The organism is Acuticoccus kalidii, from assembly GCF_021556395.1.
GTDB classification, from domain to species: domain Bacteria; phylum Pseudomonadota; class Alphaproteobacteria; order Rhizobiales; family Amorphaceae; genus Acuticoccus; species Acuticoccus kalidii.
Map to the genome: position 1 here is coordinate 592,167 of NZ_JAKGCS010000036.1, position 18,137 is coordinate 610,303.

The window sequence follows — 18,137 nt, forward strand, 5'->3', positions numbered from 1 at the left end:
AAAGGGCGAAATGGAAAAGCGGGCCTTCATCAAGAGCTACGGCTGCCAGATGAACGTCTACGACGCGACGCGGATGGCCGACCAGCTTCGTGCGGAAGGCTATACGATCGTCGACGAGGCGGATGGGGCCGATCTCGTCCTCCTCAACACCTGCCACATCCGCGAGAAGGCGGCCGAAAAGGTCTATTCCGAGCTCGGGCGGCTGAAGAATGCGCGCGGCGCCTCGGGCGAGCCGACGGTGATCGGCGTCGCGGGCTGCGTCGCGCAGGCGGAGGGCGAAGAGATCATTCGCCGCCAACCGCGCGTCGATTTCGTGGTCGGGCCGCAGTCCTATCATCGGTTGCCGGCGCTCCTCGCGGGCGCCTCGCGCGGCGAGAAGCCCGTCGACACGGACTTTCCGGCCGAGGACAAGTTCCACCATCTCGCGCAGCCGACGCGCCGGGCGATCACCGCGCGCGGCGTGACCTCCTTCCTGACGGTGCAGGAAGGGTGCGACAAGTTCTGCGCCTTCTGCGTGGTTCCCTATACGCGCGGGGCGGAGGTTTCGCGGCCGGTCGCCGAGATCGTCGACGAGGCGCAGCGCCTTGCCGAGGCGGGCGTGCGCGAGGTGACGCTGCTCGGCCAGAACGTGAATGCTTATCATGGCGCGAACGGGCGCGGCGGGCACGCGAGCCTTGCCGATCTCATCGGCCGCCTCGCCGAGATCGACGGTCTCGCCCGGCTTCGCTTCACGACGAGCCATCCGAACGACATGGGCGAAGATCTCATCGCCGCGCACCGCGACGAGGCGAAGTTGATGCCCTATCTGCACCTTCCTGTTCAGGCGGGGTCGGATACGGTGCTGAAGGCGATGAACCGCAAACACACGGCGGCGGACTATGTCGCGCTGATCGAGCGGATCCGTGCCGCCCGGCCCGATCTCGCACTGTCGGGCGACTTCATCGTCGGCTTCCCCGGTGAGAGCGACGCCGATTTCGAGGCGACGATGGAGATCGTCGAAGCGGTCGGCTACGCGGCGGCCTATTCGTTCAAATATAGCACGCGGCCGGGCACGCCCGCAGCCGGGCGGACCGATCAGATCGACGAGGCGGTGAAGTCGGAACGCCTGCAACGGCTGCAAGCGTTGTTGGCAGATCAACAGAGGGCCTTCAACAGGGCTTGCGTTGGACGCCGACTCTCGGTTCTCATCGAAAAGAAGGGACGGCGCGAAGGCCAATGGGTCGGCCGATCGCCCTACCTGCAACCGGTTCACATTCCAGCCGATGCGGGTGCCATCGGCGATCTCGTGGAGGTCGATATAACCGCGGCAGAAGGCAATAGCCTTTTCGGCAGAGCGACGGGCGCTTCGGCGAACCCGTCTCGGAGCGAGGCGGCTTGAGCGTCTCGTCGGCGGAGGGCGAGACGGTCGCGCTCGCGTTCGACGACAACCGGCTGGCGAGCGAGCTCTTCGGCCAATTCGATCAACACCTCGCCATTTTGGAATCGAAGCTCGACGTGCAGGCGAGCGCGCGCGGCAACGAGGTGACGATCCGCGGGAGCGAGGAAGCGTGCGCACAGGCGCGCCTCGCCCTTCATCACCTCTATCAACGTCTCAAGAAGGGCCACCGGATCGAGCGGGCGGACGTCGACGGCGCGGTCCGCATGGCCCGCCTCAAGGATCGCCAGCTATCGCTGCCGACGATCGAGCGGCCCCAATCGGTCGCCCAGATCGCGACGCGCAAGCGCCAGGTCGAGGCCCGTTCGCCGATGCAGAACGCCTATATCCGGGCGCTCGAGGCGAACGAGATGGTGTTCGGCGTCGGTCCGGCGGGCACCGGCAAGACCTTCCTCGCCGTCGCCTTCGCCGCGCAATGCCTTGAACGCGGCATCGTCGAACGCATCATCCTGTCGCGTCCCGCGGTGGAGGCGGGCGAGCGGCTCGGCTTCCTCCCCGGCGACATGAAAGAGAAGGTCGACCCCTATCTCAGGCCGCTCTACGACGCGCTCTATGAGATGATGCCGGCGGACAAGGTCGATCGGGGCCTGCAGACCGGCGTGATCGAGGTCGCGCCGCTCGCCTTCATGCGCGGGCGCACGCTGAACAACGCCGTCGCGATCCTCGATGAGGCGCAGAACACGACGGCGATGCAGATGAAGATGTTTCTGACCCGTCTCGGCGAGAATGCGCGCATGGTCGTGACCGGCGATCCGTCACAGATCGATCTTCCGAACGGCGTGCCGTCGGGCCTCAAGGAGGCGCTTCGGATTCTGCGGGGCGTGGAGGGGATCGCGCAGATCCGTTTCCGCGGCGAAGATGTCGTGCGGCACGAGCTTGTGGCGCGGATCGTCGCCGCTTATGATGAAGATGCGAAGAAGCAGGAAGATGGGGAATGACCCCGACCCTCGATGAGGATGTGACGGCCGGGCCAGCATCGCTGCCGGCGTCCGTTCGCGTGGACGACGAGCGATGGTCGACGTCCGATCCGATCGGGCTGGCCGATGTCGTCCTGACCGCGCTCTCCGCTTCGTCCGTCGCGCCGGCTTTTCCGGCGTCGGCCGATATTCTCTTCACCAGCAATGACGTGATGGCGGATCTCAACGCCCGTTATCGCGGCAAAGACGGGCCGACCAACGTGTTGGCCTTCCCCTCGGGCGAGGCGCCGATGGCCGGTGTTCCGCTGTCATTGGGGGGCATCGCCCTCGGTTTTGAAAGGGCGGAGCAGGAAGCGCGTGAGCGGGCCATTCCATTGACCCACCATGCGACCCATTTGACGCTGCACGGTATGCTGCATCTGCTCGGGTTCGACCATGAGGACGAGGCCGAGAGAGTCGAGATGGAGCGTGTCGAAATCAACATTTTAGGGGGGCTCGGAATCCCGAACCCTTACGAAGGGAGCTGAAAGAGCGCCCGTAACTGGAGCGCTTGAAAGGACAGATGGCCGACGCAGATAGTCCCCGCGCGGCTGTCCCTAACGGGACGGCCGCCGCAAATAAGCCCGATGGTGAGGAAGGTTGGTTCGACCGCGTCCTGACCGTCTTCGGCCTTCGACCGACCGAAGGCCTGCGCGAGAATCTCGCCCAAGCGCTCGCCGACGACGCGGGAGAAGATTCGATCTTCTCCACCGAAGAGCGACGCCTTCTTCAGAACATCCTATCGTTGCGAGACGTGCGGATTCTCGATGTCATGGTCCCGCGGGCCGACATCGACGCCGTCACGGAGGCGATCTCGCTCGCCGATCTGATGAAGATGTTTCGCGAGGCGGGCCATTCGCGCCTGCCGGTCTATCGCGAGACGCTCGACGATCCGGTCGGCTTCGTCCACGCGAAGGACGTGATGATCCACGTCGCCGAGGAGGCGATGGCGGAAGAGGGCCTCAATTTCGGTGCCGTCGACCTCTCGCGTCCGCTGGTCGACCTCGATATCATTCGCCCGGTTTTGTTCGTGCCCCCCTCGATGCCGGCGATGGACCTTATGGTTCGGATGCAGGCGAACCGCACCCAGCTCGCCCTCGTCGTCGACGAATATGGCGGGACGGACGGTCTCGTCTCGCTCGAAGACCTCATCGAAGAGGTCGTCGGCGACATCGAGGATGAGTATGACTGGCCGGACGAGCCGACCATGACGGCGGTCGACGAGAGGGTCTGGTATGCGGACGCGCGGGTCGCAGTGGACGATTTCGCCGAGGAGGCCGGTATCGCCTTCCCGGACAAAGAGCTGCTCGAGGAGGTCGATACGCTCGGTGGCATCGTCTTCGCCATTCTCGGCCGCGTTCCCGTCCGCGGAGAGCTCGTCTCGTCGCCTGACCTTCCGGGCTTCGAGTTCGAGGTGCTCGACGCCGACCCGCGTCGCATCAAGCGCGTCAAGGTAACGTGCCCTGACGATGCGGTTCTTCCCAAGGAGCAATACGACAGCGGCAAGTGACGCAGACGCGATGACCGCCTCCGCACGCACGCCGGGCGCGATGTGGTCCGATGATCGGCGCCCGGGCACTGCGGTGCCCGCGGCGGCGCTCGGGGCCTCGACATCGGACTCCGCCACCGGCGGGGTCGGCGCCACATCGGCGGCCGAGACCGGCGCCGAGGTCAATGCGCGCGTGCGCGCCGACGCCACGTCGGGCGGCGAGTCGATCGCCGGAGATCTCGGTCGATATCTGCGCCGTCGGCGGATACGGCTCCTGTTGGCATTCCTCGCGGGCGTTCTCCTCGCCTTCGGGCTGCCGCCTTACGATATTCTGCCGGCGATCTTCGCCTATAGCCTCTTCATCCCCGTTCTCGTGATCGGGGACGCGTGGGCGAAGCGCCCGCTACTGGAACGCGCCCTTCTCGGGGCGGCGTTCGGCTTCGGCTATCATCTCATGGGACTATGGTGGGTCGGCGCGGCCTTCCTGGTGGACGCCGATACGTTCGGGGTGTTGCTGCCGTTCGGCGTCATTGGGCTGCCGCTGCTGCTGTGTCCCTTCTACGCGCTCGCGGCGGCTCTCACGGGTCTGGCGCCGCCCTCGATCGCGTGGCGCACCGTGGCGTTCGCGATCGCGCTCTCCTTCACGGACTATCTGCGCGGCATCCTCTTCACGGGCTTTCCCTGGAACACGGCGGGGTTCGGGCTGTCGAACGCGACGATTCTCGCCCAGAGCGCAGCGGTGGTCGGCGTCAACGGCCTCGCGATCGCGGCCGTCCTGTTCGGCGCGACGCCGGCGATCCTTCTCTTCAAGACGAGCCGCTGGCTGCTCGTCCCGACGGCGGCGATCTTCGGGGTCATGCTCCTGTTCGGTCTCGACCGGCTCAGCAACGCGCCGGTGGCGGCGGCGGATACGCAGCGGGTGAGGGTGGTCCAGCCATCGATCCCGCAGGACCAGAAGTGGCAGACCGGGCGCCGTGACGAGATCTGGCAGACGCTCCTCGACCTTTCAAAGTCCGATGGCGGCAGGCCGCCCGACGTCGTCGTCTGGCCGGAAACGTCGATCCCCTTCCTCTATCGTTCGCCGAGCCTGGAAGCGACGGAGGTCGCAGAGGCGCTGCAATGGACCGCGACTCTCGTCACCGGCGCTGTCGAGCTTGCCGAGGGAAGCGACCGGCAAAAGGTGACGAACAGCATCCTCGTGGTGGGCCCCGACGGCGAGGTGAAGCAGCGCTATGACAAGGTGCACCTCGTTCCGTTCGGCGAATATGTGCCGTTCGCCGGACTTCTCGAGCAGGTGGGGTTTCGCGGCTTCGTCGAGCAGGCGGGCGACTTCGAGGCGGGGGAGCAGCGCGAGTCGCTGATCGTGCCGGGCCTTCCGAAGGCGCTGCCCTTGATCTGCTATGAGGTGATCTTTCCCAGCCTTCGGCCCGGACGCGATGTCGCGTGGATCGTGAACGTCACCAACGACGCCTGGTTCGGCGACACGCCCGGCCCGCGCCAGCATCTGCGTCAGGCGCAGCTGCGCGCGATCGAAGAGGGGCTTCCGGTGGTCCGCGCCGCCAATAACGGCATTTCGGCGGTGATCGACACCGAAGGGCGCACCGTCGCCGAGTTGCCGCTCAACGCACGCGCTGCGATCGATGCGCAGCTTCCGCGCGTGCGCAGTGCACTTTATCCTGCGCTGGGCGACCGTCCACTTTTCGTGGTATGGTTGCTCGCAATCGTGGCAGCGGGCGCATGGCGCCTCCGGCGAGGCGCGCAGCGCGAGAAAAAGTCCGCATCCTGAGCGGTTGTCTCAACCTTCGCGTTTTTGCGTATAAAACACTTTTTACTTGTTCGTCTGCAACCGAATGGGGTATAAGCCCATTTGTCTCGCGCAATCCGAATGGAGCTGCACCAGCGGTCAACGGCCTTCCGGCGACCCCGCAGCGTCCGCACCCTTTTGTTGAGTGAGGCATGGCGATGGAACAGTGTGTGGCGATGGCGCCCAGGAAACAGCCCAACCCGATCGACATCCATGTCGGGAGCCGTCTGAAGTTGCGGCGCACCCTGATGGGGATGACGCAGGAAAAGCTCGGCGACCAGCTCGGCGTGACCTTCCAGCAGGTCCAGAAATACGAGAAGGGCGCGAACCGTATCGGGGCGAGCCGCCTGCAGGAAATTTCGCAGATCCTGGAAGTCCCGGTCTCCTTCTTCTTCGAGGACGCCTCACACGTCACGGGTGAAGCCGCGGCGCCGAACCGGGTGGCCGAATTCGGTTTCGCCGAGGACCACGCCACCCCGTTCGAGATCTCCCGTGGCAGCACGAGCGAGGCTCATGCGCTCGCCCGCGCCTTCAGCCAGATCCAGGACGCGCGAATCCGCCGCCGCATCATCGACCTCGTCGAGACGCTCGCCGACTCGCATTCTCACCGGATCTGAGCCACCGCGGCGGGTGCGGGAATCAGGCCGGCCTCCATTCGGATCCTGCACCCGTAAATCGCGTGGCGCCGATTATTCCATCTACACGTGTCGTCTCGCGCCGCGTCGCCGCGAAGTATCGCGAAGCGTGGCGCTCCGCCTAAATCGCGCGGAACACGGACGAATCGGCCGCCAGGCGTGGCCGTTTCGGAGCGCCGCCGGGGCGCACTCGTCCGAGCCGTTGTTGACCAACACGGGCGCATTTGGTTGAACAGGGCTCGCCCGGTGCCGTTCATTGTTGCGGTGCCGGGCGATTTTCGTCTCAGGGCTGCGGTCAGCCCGTCCACTTACCCTCCGGTGGCGACGACCGGTCCGCCCCGGCAAGAAAGTTATCAATTTGGCCCGGAAATCCTATCTGTTCTCCAGCGAGTCGGTCTCCGAAGGCCATCCGGACAAGGTCTGTGACCGAATTTCCGACGCGGTCGTCGACGCATTTCTGGCCGAGATGCCGGAAGCGCGCGTGGCGTGCGAGACCCTCGCCACCACCAACCGTGTCGTGATCGCGGGTGAAACGCGCGGTCCCGATTCCATCACCGCCGACCGTATCGAGCAGCTTGCGCGCGACGCCATTCGCGACATCGGCTACGAGCAGGACGGCTTCCACTGGAAGACGGCCGACGTCGCCGTTCATCTGCACGCGCAGTCCGCCCACATCGCTCAGGGCGTCGACGCAGCGGGCAATAAAGACGAAGGCGCCGGCGATCAGGGCATCATGTTCGGGTATGCCTGCACCGAGACGCCGGTCCTCATGCCGGCTCCAATCCACTACAGCCACGCGATCCTGAAGCGCATGGCCGAGGCCCGCAAGTCCGGCGAAGCGCCGAAGCTCGGCCCGGACGCCAAGAGCCAGGTGACGCTGCGCTACGAGAACCGCGTTCCGGTCGCCTGCACGTCGGTCGTCGTGTCGACCCAGCACACCGACGAATCCATGACGTCCGACGACGTGCGCGCCGTCGTGGAGCCCTATGTGCGTGAAGTGATGCCCGCCGAATGGCTCACCAACGAGACGGTCTGGTACGTGAACCCGACCGGCAAGTTCGTGATCGGCGGTCCGGACGGCGATTGCGGCCTCACCGGGCGCAAGATCATCGTGGACACCTATGGCGGTGCAGCCCCGCATGGCGGCGGCGCGTTCTCCGGCAAGGATCCCACGAAGGTTGACCGTTCCGCGGCATACGCGGCGCGCTATCTCGCGAAGAATGTCGTCGCGGCCGGCCTCGCCGACCGTTGCTGCATCCAGCTCGCTTACGCCATCGGCGTCTCCCAGCCTTTGTCGGTCTATGTCGACACCTACGGGACGGGGAAAGTCGAGGAAGAGGCGATCGAGGCGGCCATTCAGCGCTCGATGGATCTCTCCCCGCGTGGTATCCGCACCGCGTTGCAGCTCAACCGCCCGATCTATGAGCGTTCCGCGGCATACGGCCATTTCGGCCGCGAGCCGGAAGCCGATGGCGGTTTTTCGTGGGAGAAGACGGATCTCGCCGACACACTCGCGCGCGGAGTCTGATCGTCTGAGATTCCGCGAGGCGTCGCAGGACGACCTCGCGGATCTCGCCGACATCGTGGAGGCGGCCTTCGGCGTCTATGTCGAGGTGATCGGACGCCGCCCCCAACCCATGGACAAGGACTTCGCCGCCGCTCTCGCGACGCAGTCCATCCTCGTCTGCGAAATGGCGGGTGAGGATCGTCCATGCGGCTGCATCCTGTTCGAGCGGCTCGACGACGGAAACGGCTTCATCGACACCGTCGCCGTTCGCCCGGATGCGCAAGGGAAAGGGATCGGTCCCGCCCTGATCGCCGCCGCCGAAGACCATGTCCGCCGGCAAGGCGCGACGATGATGACCCTCTACACCAACGCCAAGATGGCGCGGAATCTGACCCTTTATCCGAGCCTCGGCTATCGCGAGGTCGGCCGGGGGTGGGATCGCGGCTATGAGCGCGTGCGATACGAAAAGCCGCTCGCGCCCCCGATCGCGGTGAAACGCACCGTCGAAGGCCTGCACGGCCGCCGCCGCGTTCACGGCCACAAGGCCGATCCGACCTATGACCGCTTCGCCATCGACCCCGAAACGCCGTTCGACGCGGCGGCTCTTTTCGCGCGTCCGATGTCGGCGCTGCGGATGGAGATCGGCTTCGGCGGGGGCGAGCACCTCCTCCACCATGCGAGCATCGCGCCCGATATCGGCCTCATCGGGATCGAACCCTTCGAGAGCGGGATGATGAAGGCGATCCGCGCGATCGACCGAGAGGGGGCCGACAATGTCCGCCTTTATATGGGCGACGCGCGCCGCATCCTCGAATGGCTGCCGCAGGCCGCCCTCGACCGGGTAGATATCCTCTATCCGGACCCCTGGCCGAAGCGTAAGCACTGGAAGCGGCGGTTCATCTCGATCGACGGGCTCGACCGTCTCGCCCGCGCCGTTCGCCCCGGCGGCACGGTCCGCTTCGCCTCCGACATTCCGTCTTATGTGACGTGGACGCGCGCCCATGTCGCCGCCCATCCCGATTTCGACCTCGAGCGCGACAGCGTTGACGCGTACCCGGATTGGCCGGGGACGCGCTACGAGGCAAAGGCCTTCCGGGAAGGGCGGACGCCGCGATATTTGGTGCTTGCGCGGCGCTGAGGCCGGGCGCGTCGATGGGGCGCCGGGTGTGGCGCCGCCGCGGGGCTCCGACTCCACCCAGAAACAGGTCCGACGCCTGTTCCTCGAAGCCAGCCATCGCTGAATGAAGCCCTGAGCCGGATGGCGCGGCAGGGCAAGGGACGCTGCGCTCTTCGCCCTTGCCCTGCCACGCCATCCGGCTCTTAACGGGCTTCAGCGATGGCTGGCTCCGAGGAACAGGCTAGGGGAGGCCCGTCCGTTTTCTTCTCTTTTGCGCCGCCGTGCCGGATGAGGCCTCGCGACGAAAAAAGCCGGCGCGGGAGGGCGCCGGCTTTTGGGATCCTGAGGCGAGGGCGGGTCAGTTGACGCCGAAGCTCGCGATCGCCGCCATGTTGACGAGGTCGGCATCGCGGGCGCCGAACGGGACGATCTGCACCGGCTTGTCGAGGCCGACGAGGATCGGTCCGAGAACCATCGAGCCGCCGAGCTCCTGCACGAGCTTGGTCGAGATCGCCGCCGAATCGAGGCCGGGCATCAACAGGACATTGGCCGGGCCGGACAGGCGGCAGAACGGATAGGCGCTCATCAGGTTGGAGTTGAGCGCGACGTCGGCCCCCATCTCACCGTCGAACTCGAAATCGACGCGGCGCTTGTTGAGGATCCGCACCGCCTCCTGGACGCGGCTCGCCCGTTCGCCCGGCGGGTTGCCGAAATTGGCGTAGGCGAGCATCGCGATGCGCGGCTCGTAGCCGAGCCGGCGGGCGACGCGCGCCGCCTCCTCGGCGGTGTCGGCGAGATCCTCCGCAGACGGGTCGTCGTTCACCGCCGTGTCGGCGACGAGGACGGCACGGCCGCGGGTGTGGACCAGCGAGACGCCGATGATCTTGTGGCCGGGTTTGGTGGAGATCACCTGCCGCACGACGTCGAGCGCGACGGCATAGTTGCGGGTGACGCCGGTCACGAGTGCGTCCGCGTCGCCGAGCGCGACCATCGTAGCGCCGAAATAATTTCGGTCCTGATTGATCATGCGCTGGCAGTCACGGAAGAGGTGGCCACGCCGCTGGAGCTTGGAATAGAGGAACTGGGCGTAGTCCATCGTGCGGGCGGAAAGCCGCGCATTGGCGATCTCGAGGCCGGGGCGGATCTCGATGCCGGCCTGGAAGGCGTTCTCGCGAACCACCTCCTCGCGGCCGATGAGGATCGCGGTGCCGAGCTCCTGGTTGACGAAGGACGCGGCCGCGCGGATCACCGCCTCCTCCTCGCCCTCGGCGAAGACGACGCGCTTGGGGGCCTGGCGAACCTTCGTAAAGATGCGCGACAGGGAGCCCGCGACCGGGTCGCGCCGGGCGGAGAGCTCCTCGACATAGCGGCCCATGTCGGCGATCGGCCGGCGGGCGACGCCGGTCTGCATCGCGGCCTTGGCGACGGCGGGCGGCACGGTCGAGATGAGGCGCGGGTCGAACGGCACGGGAATGATATATTCCTTGCCGAAACGGGGGCGCTGGCCCTGATAGGCGGCGGCGACTTCGTCCGGCACGTCCTCGCGGGCGAGGGCGGCGAGGGCTTCGGCCGCGGCGACCTTCATGTCCTCGTTGATCGCGGTCGCCCGCACGTCGAGCGCGCCGCGGAAGATATAGGGAAAGCCGAGGACGTTGTTGACCTGGTTCGGATAATCCGACCGGCCGGTCGCGACGATGGCGTCGTCGCGGATTTCGGCGACCTCTTCGGGGGTGACCTCCGGATCGGGGTTCGCCATCGCGAAGATGATCGGGTTCGGCGCCATCGAGCGGACCATGTCGGGCGTCATCGCGCCCTTCACCGAGACGCCGAAAAAGACATCCGCGCCGTCGAGCGCTTCGGCGAGGGAGCGGGCGTCGGTGTCGGTCGCATGGGCCGACTTCCACTGGTTCATCCCCTCTTCGCGGCCGCGATAGATCGGCCCCTTGGTGTCGCACAGGACGACATTGTTGTGCGGCACGCCCATCGCCTTGACGAGCTCGACGCAGGCGATGCCCGCCGCGCCCGCCCCGTTGCAGACGATCTTGGTGTTGGTGAGATCGCGGCCGGTGAGGTGGAGGGAGTTGATGAGGCCCGCCGCCGCGATGATCGCGGTGCCGTGCTGGTCGTCGTGGAAGACGGGAATGTCCATCATCTCGCGCAGCGCGCTCTCGATGAGGAAGCAGTCCGGGGCCTTGATGTCTTCGAGGTTGATGCCGCCGAAGGAGGGGCCGAGATAACGCACCGAGTTGATGAAGGCCTCGACGTCCTGGGTGTCGACCTCGATGTCGATCCCGTCGATGTCGGCGAAGCGCTTGAAGAGGACGGCTTTGCCCTCCATCACCGGCTTGGAGGCGAGGGCGCCGAGATTGCCGAGCCCCAGAATGGCCGAGCCGTTCGAGATGACGGCGACCACATTGCCGCGCGTCGTATAGTCGAAGGCCCGGTCGGGGTCTTCGGCGATGGCACGCACCGGCACCGCGACGCCGGGCGAATAGGCGAGCGACAGGTCGCGCTGCGTCGCCATGGGTTTGGTCGGCGTGACCTCCAGCTTGCCCGGACGGCCACGCTGGTGGAATTCGAGGGCCTCGCCGTCGGTGATGGCGGCTCGCCCGCGCCGGGTGGTCTCCGCGTCCAAAGCGTCTCTCCCTTCAACTCTTTGAATTAAGAGGTAAGCGGTTTCGCGCCTCGGCGTCCATACGAAGATTATGCCTTTTCCTGGCGATAATGCGGCAAATCAACTTGGGGGCGGTGTGATGGGGGGCGCTCCGGTTGTGGAAGGCGGCATTTGCCCTGTGAAGTGTCGGCCCGCGCCGCTTGCGCCGGCATGACCGCCTCGGCAGGCTTGCGCCGTCAGAGGAGGGGCGGCGACCATATGGAGGCGATGAGCGAGCGGATCGAGGATCGCGCCGGCGAGGCGACGAGCGCCGAGATCGCCCAGGCCACGCCGATGATGGCGCAATATCTTTCCATCAAGACGGCGAACCCCGATGGGCTTCTCTTCTATCGGATGGGCGATTTTTACGAGCTCTTCTTCGAAGATGCCGAGATCGCCGCGAAGGCTCTGTCGATCCATTGCACCACCCGCGGCACCCATATGGGCGAGCCGATCAAGATGGCGGGCGTGCCGGTCCATGCCGCGGAGGAGTATCTCGCGCGTTTGATCGCGCAGAATTTCCGCGTGGTGATCGCCGAGCAGATCGAGGATCCGGCCGAGGCGAAGAAGCGCGGGGCGAAGTCGGTCGTGGCGCGCGCCGTCGTGCGGATCGTGACGCCCGGCACGCTGACCGAGGAACGGCTGCTCGATCCGGGCCGCGCCTCGCGGCTCGTCGCGGTGGCGTGCCGGAAGGGGCGCTATGGGATCGCGGCGGCGGATGTCGCCTCGGGGCGCTTTCATCTGTCGGAGACGGGCGAGGAGGGGCTTCTTGGCGAGCTCGCGCGGATCGATCCGGTCGAGGTGATCGCGCCTGAGGGGCTCGAGCTGCCGCATCTGCCGAAGCGGGTGACGGTGGGGCGGCGCGCGCCGTCCGAGTTCCGTTCGCCCGATGCCGGCACGCGCCTCGCCCAGGCGTTCGGTGTCGCCGATCTCGCGGCCTTCGGCGCCTTTACGGACATCGAGGCGGCGGCCGGTCTCGCGCTCGTCAATTATCTCGCCGAGACCCAGTTCGACAATGCGCCGCCGCTCGATCCGCCCGCCAAGGATGCGCCGGGCGACGTGATGGCGATCGATGCGGCGACCCGCGCGAGCCTCGAGATCACCCGCCCCTCGCGCCCGGACGGGCCGACTTTGTTGTCGGCGATCGACCGGACGGTGTCGGGCATCGGCACGCAACGGCTCGGCGAGCGGCTCGCGAGCCCGTCCACCCGGCGCGAGATCATTCTCGATTGGCAGGCCGCGGTGGCGACCTTCGCCGACGACCCTGCGGCGCGGGCCGCGGTGCGCACGGCGTTGCGCGGTGTGCCGGATCTCATGCGGGCGGTCGGGCGGCTCGCGGCAGGGCGCGGCCAGCCGCGCGATGCGCTCGCCGTCGGGCGGGCGCTGGCGGCGGCGGGGGCGGCCTTCGAAGGGCTTCCGGCCGAGCGGGACGGGATCATCGCGGCGATTGGGGACGTGCTCGGCGGGGCGCCGGGCGCGCTCGGCGAGCGGATCGTCGCGACGCTGGAGCCGCGCGCGGCGGCGGCCAACCAATCCGACGGTTATGTCGCCCACGGCCTCGACACGGCGCTCGACGAGGCGCGCACGCTGCGCGATGAGAGCCGCCGGTTCGTCGCCGCGCTTCAGGCCGATTATCAGTCGAACACGGGCGTCAAGTCGCTCAAGATCAAGCACAATGCGGTGCTCGGCTGGTTCATCGAGGTGCCGGCGGGGCATGCCGATACGCTGCGGGCCGATCCCGTCTTCTCGCATCGCCAGAGCCTTGCGAGCCAAGTCCGCTTCACGACCGAGCCGCTGCGCGATCTCGAAAGCCGCATCCTCGCCGCGTCGGACGATGCGCGGGCGCGCGAGCAGGCGATCTTTGCCGACCTCGTCGCCGCGATCGTCGCCGAGCGGCCCTTCCTCGCCCGCGTTGCGGACGAGATGGCGGAGCTCGATGTCGCCGCCTCGCTCGCCGAGATCGCGTTGGAGCGGCGCTGGGTTCGGCCGCATGTCGAGGACGGGCTCGCCTTCGAGGTAAGCGACGGCCGGCATCCGGTGGTGGAGGACGCGTTGTCCGATGCCTCGCGTTTCGTGCCGAATGGCTGCGATCTGACGCCGTCCGAGGGGGAGGCGAAGGCGCGCGCCATCATCCTCACCGGCCCCAATATGGGCGGTAAATCCACCTATCTGCGCCAGAATGCGCTGATCGCGATCCTCGCCCAGATCGGCGCCTATGTGCCGGCGAGCGCGGCGCGGATCGGGATCGTCGACCGTCTCTTCAGCCGCATCGGCGCGTCGGACGATCTCGCCGCCGGGCGCTCGACCTTCATGGTCGAGATGGTCGAGCTCGCGGCGATCCTCAATCAGGCGGGGCCGGGCGCGCTCGTCATTTTGGACGAGATCGGGCGCGGCACGGCGACGTTCGACGGGCTTTCGATCGCTTGGGCGGCGCTCGAGCGGCTCAACGAAATCGGCTGCCGGACGCTGTTCGCGACGCACTATCACGAGCTGACGGCGTTGTCGGAGAGGCGGCCGCGGATCTCGAACGCCACGATGCGGGTCAAGGAGTGGCGCGGCGACATCGTTTTCCTCCATCAGGTGGAGCCGGGCGCGGCGGACCGCTCCTATGGCGTGCAGGTCGCACGGCTCGCGGGCCTGCCGGCGCCGGTGGTGCGGCGGGCGCGCGATGTTCTCGGCCGGCTCGAAGAGACCGATCGCGGCGCGGCGCGCGTCGCGCTGATGGCCGATCTTCCGCTGTTCGCGGCGATGGAAACGCCGGCGAGCGCCACGTCGAAGACGCTCGAAATGCTGGACGGCATCGATCCAGACGCACTATCCCCGAGGGAAGCGCTCGATCTGCTCTATGAGCTGAAAGCCGCGCGCCACACCGAAGAGGGAGGGGAATGATGCCCAAAGGCTATTGGATCGCTCACATGGATGTCGCCGACGAGGAGGGTTACAAGGAATATATCGCCCTCAACGCCGAGCCGATCGCCGCCCATGGCGGCCGGTTTCTGGTGCGTGGCGGTACGTTTCAGTCCGTCGAGGGTACCAAACGGCAGCGCAATGTCGTGATCGAGTTTCCGTCCTATCAGGCGGCGCTCGACTGCTGGAATTCGGACGGCTACCAGGCCGCGGTCGCGGTGCGGCGTAAATATTCACAGGGCGACTTCATCGTGATCGAGGGTTACGACGGGCCGCAGCCGGGGGAATGATGAAGATCGGAGTCGTTGGGGCCGCGGGCCGCATGGGTCGCGCGCTGATCCGCGCGGTCGACGAGGACGAGCGCACGACGCTCGCCGCGGCGGTCGAGCGGCCGGGCGCGGCGGAGATCGGCCTCGATGCCGGCACGCTCGCCGGATGCGGCACGCTCGGCGTCGCGGTGGGTGACGATATCGCCGGCTTCGAGGGCTGCGAGGCGGTTCTCGACTTCACCGTGCCGGCGGTGAGCACGGCGCTCGCCGCCCGTCTCGCGGCGATGGGCGTCAACCACGTCATCGGGACGACGGGCTGCTCGCCGGAGGAGGACGCGGCGATCGCGGCCTCGGCGGGATCGGTCGTCATCGTGAAGTCGGGCAACATGTCGCTCGGCGTCAATCTTCTCGCCGCGCTGGTGCGGCGGGCGGCGCGGGCGCTGCCGCAGGCCGACCTCGAAGTTCTCGAAATGCACCATCGCCACAAGGTCGACGCGCCGTCCGGCACGGCGCTTCTGCTCGGCGAGGCGGCAGCCGAGGGGCGCGGGGTCGATCTGCGGGAGAAGGCGGTTTACGCCCGCGAGGGCCATACCGGGCCGCGCGAGGCGGGCACCATCGGCTTTGCGACCCTGCGCGGTGGGACCGTGATCGGCGAGCACGAGGTGATCCTCGCGCTCAACAGCGAGCGGGTCTATCTCGGCCATATCGCGGAGGAGCGGAGCGTCTTTGCGAACGGCGCCGTCGCCGCCGCGCTCTGGACCAAGGGGCAGGCGCCGGGCTTTTACGGGATGGACGACGTTCTCGGCCTCACCGGCGAATAAAGCGAACCGGGTCCGACAAAACGAAAAAGCCTGCCGCATCGGAATGCGGCAGGCTTTTTCTTTGGGCGTTCGTCCGACCGATCAGGCGAATTCGGCGATCGACGGGGTCGCGCTCTCATAGTCGATGCGCTTGATGGGGCTGCCGTCCTCGGCCAGCTCGTAGACCATCGGAACGCCGGTCGCGAGCTCGCGCTTGATGATCTCGTCCGGGCCGAGCCCTTCGAGCTGCATGATCAATGCGCGCAGCGAGTTGCCATGCGCGGAGACGAGGACGCGCTCGCCCTTCAGGACGCGCGGCTCGATGCTGCTGCGATAATAAGGAAGGACGCGTTCGGCCGTCATTTTGAGGCTTTCGCCGCCGGGCGGGGCGACGTCGAACGAGCGGCGCCAGATATGGACCTGCTCCTCGCCCCATTTGGCGCGCGCGTCGTCCTTGTTGAGGCCGGACAGGTCGCCATAATCGCGCTCGTTGAGCGCCTGGTCGGCGATCGTCTCGAGGCCGGTCTGGTGCAGCTCCTTCAGCATCAGTTCGAGAGTGTGTTGTGCACGCCGCAAAACTGATGTGAACGCGATATCGAATTGGTAACCAGCCTCAGCCAGCATCGTCCCAGCGCGAATCGCTTCCTCGATCCCTTTCCGGGTCAGGTCGGGGTCGCGCCACCCTGTAAATAAGTTCTTGTCATTCCACTCACTTTGGCCATGGCGAACAAGTGCGAGAATGCGGCTGGGCATCGGCGTCTTCCTGTCGGTCGGTGCGTAGAGCGATGGTCTCAAGACCATATCGCAAGGCAGAAGCAAAGTTCTCCACAGCCTGTGTATAGCTTGGACAAGATAAGAGGGAACTTGTTCCGCGTTCGTTCGGACTTTCACCTTGCGGTAAGGTCAACGGTGTCAAGTACGCTTATCGCGTGAGTTGGCAATGGGAGGCTCCATGCTCATCAACGATCACACATCGGCGGACGCCGGCAATACGCCGGACTTTGTGCCGCTCTTCTGGTGGCAGGGATGGAGCACCCGCTGGTATCTCACGTCTGTATTCAATCTCAAAGGATTTTCATGCCGCGAAGCTGGCCTTTTTGTGGTGGTGCGGCGTGAAGGCGACGGGCAGTGCACGCCGCTAATGGTCGGTATGGCTGACAGTGTTAGCGACGATCTTTATGGCCAATTTGGGGACGCCCTTCTCCGCGCGATCAAGGCGGGCGCCACCGAAGTTCATGTCCATCTCGCCGAGGCCGACACGATGAAGCGCGAGGCCGCAATGGAAGACATTGCCGCCGGGTGGCAAATGCCGATGATGCGCCCGGTCGTCTACGCCTGACCGCCTCCTCAGACATACGCGAACGGATCCTCCTTTTCCGTTCGCCGGACTTTCCCAGTGCACATTCTCATCGCTTGCGACAAGTTCAGAGGCAGCCTCACCGCCGCTGAAGCCAATGCCGCCATCGCCGAAGGCCTCGAGGCGAGCCATCTGCGCGCCACGACGAAGCTGATCGCCATCGGCGACGGTGGTGAAGGCACGCTCGACGCGCTTTCCGGCGGCGCCGCCAAACGGCGGACCACGCAAATCAAAAGCCCCTATGGCGAACCCTATGAAGGGGCGTGGCTCTACGATCCCGTGAGCCGCCGCGCCGTGATCGAGCTCGCCCTCGTGGCAGGGCACGCGGCGGCGGCCGATCGGGGCTATGACCCCGACCGGGCGAGCAGTTTCGGCGTCGGCGAGCTGATCCGCGCCGCGCTCGACGAAGGGGCGCAATGCGTCGTCGTCGCGCTCGGCGGCAGCATCACCGTCGACGGCGGGGCGGGGGCGCTCGAAGCGCTCGGCGCCCGCTATCGGGACGCCGCCGGCCGGCCGATCGAGCGCCCGGCGGGCCGCACGCTCGCCCAGATCGCCGAGGTGGATCTTTCGGGCCTTGATCCGCGCGTCGCCGGTCTTCGGATCGTGCTCGCGGCCGATGTCGACAATCCGCTCGTCGGCGAGAACGGCGCGGCACACGTGTTCGGCCCGCAAAAAGGCGTCGCCGCCAACGATATCGGCGCGTTCGACGCCGCGCTCGGCCATTTCGATAAGGTCGTGGCCGCCGCCGGGGGCGAGCGGCTCGCCGACACGCCGTTCGCCGGGGCGGCCGGCGGCATGATGGTCGGCCTGTCCGCCATCGCGCCGACGAGCGCGCGCGACGGCTTTGCGATCGTCGCCGAGCATCACGGCCTCGAGCGGGCGGTCGCTGCCGCGCAGCTCGTGGTGACGGGCGAGGGGTCACTCGACAAGCAGTCCCTCGGCGGCAAGGGCCCAGTCGCCATCGCGCGCATGGCGGAGGCGGCCGGCGTGCCGGCGATCGCCTTCGCCGGCCGTCTCGCCGTCGACCCGGCGACGCTCGGGCGGCACGGCATCCGCGCCGCCTTCTCGATCAGCGCCGGTCCGGCAAAGCTCGAAGAGGCGCTCGCCGGTGGCCGCGACGCGCTGACGGCGACGGCGACGCACGCCTTCAACCTGATCGCCGTCGGCGAGGGGCTGCGCTGACGCGCGCCGCTTCGGCAAGCCGGCGC

Annotated in this window: 15 protein-coding genes; 13 read left to right on the top strand and 2 right to left on the bottom strand. The window is 67.0% G+C overall.

Going from position 1 to position 18,137, the window contains the following annotated elements; genetic code table 11:
* Positions 1-10 precede the first annotated feature (10 nt).
* The 8 genes from miaB to L1787_RS23805 all read left to right on the top strand — a co-directional run bounded on the left by miaB (position 11) and on the right by L1787_RS23805 (position 8,964).
* Complete coding sequence (gene miaB, locus L1787_RS23770) at positions 11-1,378, top strand: tRNA (N6-isopentenyl adenosine(37)-C2)-methylthiotransferase MiaB (RefSeq protein WP_235711591.1); 1,368 nt, start codon at positions 11-13, stop codon at positions 1,376-1,378.
* The gene (locus tag L1787_RS23775) at positions 1,375-2,373 is read left to right on the top strand and encodes a PhoH family protein (RefSeq protein WP_235711592.1); all 999 of its coding nucleotides are present in this window, start codon (positions 1,375-1,377) and stop codon (positions 2,371-2,373) included. Before miaB ends, L1787_RS23775 begins: the two co-directional genes overlap by 4 nt.
* The gene (ybeY, locus tag L1787_RS23780; protein WP_235711593.1) at positions 2,370-2,879 is read left to right on the top strand and encodes an rRNA maturation RNase YbeY; all 510 of its coding nucleotides are present in this window, start codon (positions 2,370-2,372) and stop codon (positions 2,877-2,879) included. The genes L1787_RS23775 and ybeY overlap by 4 nt, the downstream gene beginning before the upstream one ends.
* Before the next feature lie 35 nt (positions 2,880-2,914).
* Positions 2,915-3,901 carry a hemolysin family protein gene (locus L1787_RS23785; RefSeq protein WP_235711594.1) on the top strand — a complete coding sequence of 329 codons (987 nt, stop codon included), beginning with the start codon at positions 2,915-2,917 and terminating at the stop codon, positions 3,899-3,901.
* Between the two features lie 10 nt (positions 3,902-3,911).
* The gene (gene lnt, locus L1787_RS23790; protein WP_235711595.1) at positions 3,912-5,666 is read left to right on the top strand and encodes an apolipoprotein N-acyltransferase; all 1,755 of its coding nucleotides are present in this window, start codon (positions 3,912-3,914) and stop codon (positions 5,664-5,666) included.
* Between the two features lie 194 nt (positions 5,667-5,860).
* Positions 5,861-6,301 carry a helix-turn-helix domain-containing protein gene (locus tag L1787_RS23795; protein ID WP_235711596.1) on the top strand — a complete coding sequence of 147 codons (441 nt, stop codon included), beginning with the start codon at positions 5,861-5,863 and terminating at the stop codon, positions 6,299-6,301.
* Positions 6,302-6,677: 376 nt separating this feature from the next.
* On the top strand, positions 6,678-7,847 hold the full coding sequence (metK, locus tag L1787_RS23800) for a methionine adenosyltransferase (RefSeq protein ID WP_235711597.1): 1,170 nt from the start codon (positions 6,678-6,680) through the stop codon (positions 7,845-7,847).
* A 55-nt stretch (positions 7,848-7,902) separates the two neighbouring features.
* Positions 7,903-8,964 (top strand): GNAT family N-acetyltransferase, encoded by a 1,062-nt coding sequence (locus L1787_RS23805; RefSeq protein WP_235711598.1) that lies wholly within the window; start codon positions 7,903-7,905, stop codon positions 8,962-8,964.
* Between the two features lie 337 nt (positions 8,965-9,301).
* Here L1787_RS23805 and L1787_RS23810 read toward each other — a convergent pair whose 3' ends face one another.
* Complete coding sequence (locus L1787_RS23810; protein ID WP_235711599.1) at positions 9,302-11,578, bottom strand: NADP-dependent malic enzyme; 2,277 nt, start codon at positions 11,576-11,578, stop codon at positions 9,302-9,304.
* 246 nt (positions 11,579-11,824) lie between these two features.
* On the opposite strand from L1787_RS23810, the gene mutS reads away from it, so the two are divergent.
* From mutS to dapB, 3 genes are read left to right on the top strand one after another with little or no spacing between them, the layout of a single operon-like run.
* Positions 11,825-14,485 carry a DNA mismatch repair protein MutS gene (mutS, locus tag L1787_RS23815; RefSeq protein WP_235711600.1) on the top strand — a complete coding sequence of 887 codons (2,661 nt, stop codon included), beginning with the start codon at positions 11,825-11,827 and terminating at the stop codon, positions 14,483-14,485.
* Entirely contained in the window at positions 14,485-14,793 is a 309-nt protein-coding gene (locus L1787_RS23820) for a DUF1330 domain-containing protein (RefSeq protein WP_235711601.1), read from the top strand. Before mutS ends, L1787_RS23820 begins: the two co-directional genes overlap by 1 nt.
* On the top strand, positions 14,793-15,593 hold the full coding sequence (gene dapB / locus L1787_RS23825) for a 4-hydroxy-tetrahydrodipicolinate reductase (protein WP_235711602.1): 801 nt from the start codon (positions 14,793-14,795) through the stop codon (positions 15,591-15,593). The genes L1787_RS23820 and dapB overlap by 1 nt, the downstream gene beginning before the upstream one ends.
* Positions 15,594-15,674: 81 nt before the next feature.
* On the opposite strand, the gene L1787_RS23830 is transcribed toward dapB, so the two are convergent.
* A complete protein-coding gene (locus L1787_RS23830) occupies positions 15,675-16,325 on the bottom strand; it encodes a 2,3-bisphosphoglycerate-dependent phosphoglycerate mutase (protein WP_235711603.1) in 651 nt (216 codons plus the stop codon).
* Positions 16,326-16,524: 199 nt separating this feature from the next.
* Here L1787_RS23830 and L1787_RS23835 point away from each other — a divergent pair, with 199 nt between their 5' ends.
* Both L1787_RS23835 and L1787_RS23840 read left to right on the top strand, forming a co-directional pair.
* The gene (locus L1787_RS23835; protein WP_235711604.1) at positions 16,525-16,911 is read left to right on the top strand and encodes a hypothetical protein; all 387 of its coding nucleotides are present in this window, start codon (positions 16,525-16,527) and stop codon (positions 16,909-16,911) included.
* Between the two features lie 57 nt (positions 16,912-16,968).
* The gene (locus L1787_RS23840; RefSeq protein ID WP_235711605.1) at positions 16,969-18,111 is read left to right on the top strand and encodes a glycerate kinase; all 1,143 of its coding nucleotides are present in this window, start codon (positions 16,969-16,971) and stop codon (positions 18,109-18,111) included.
* Positions 18,112-18,137 lie beyond the last annotated feature (26 nt).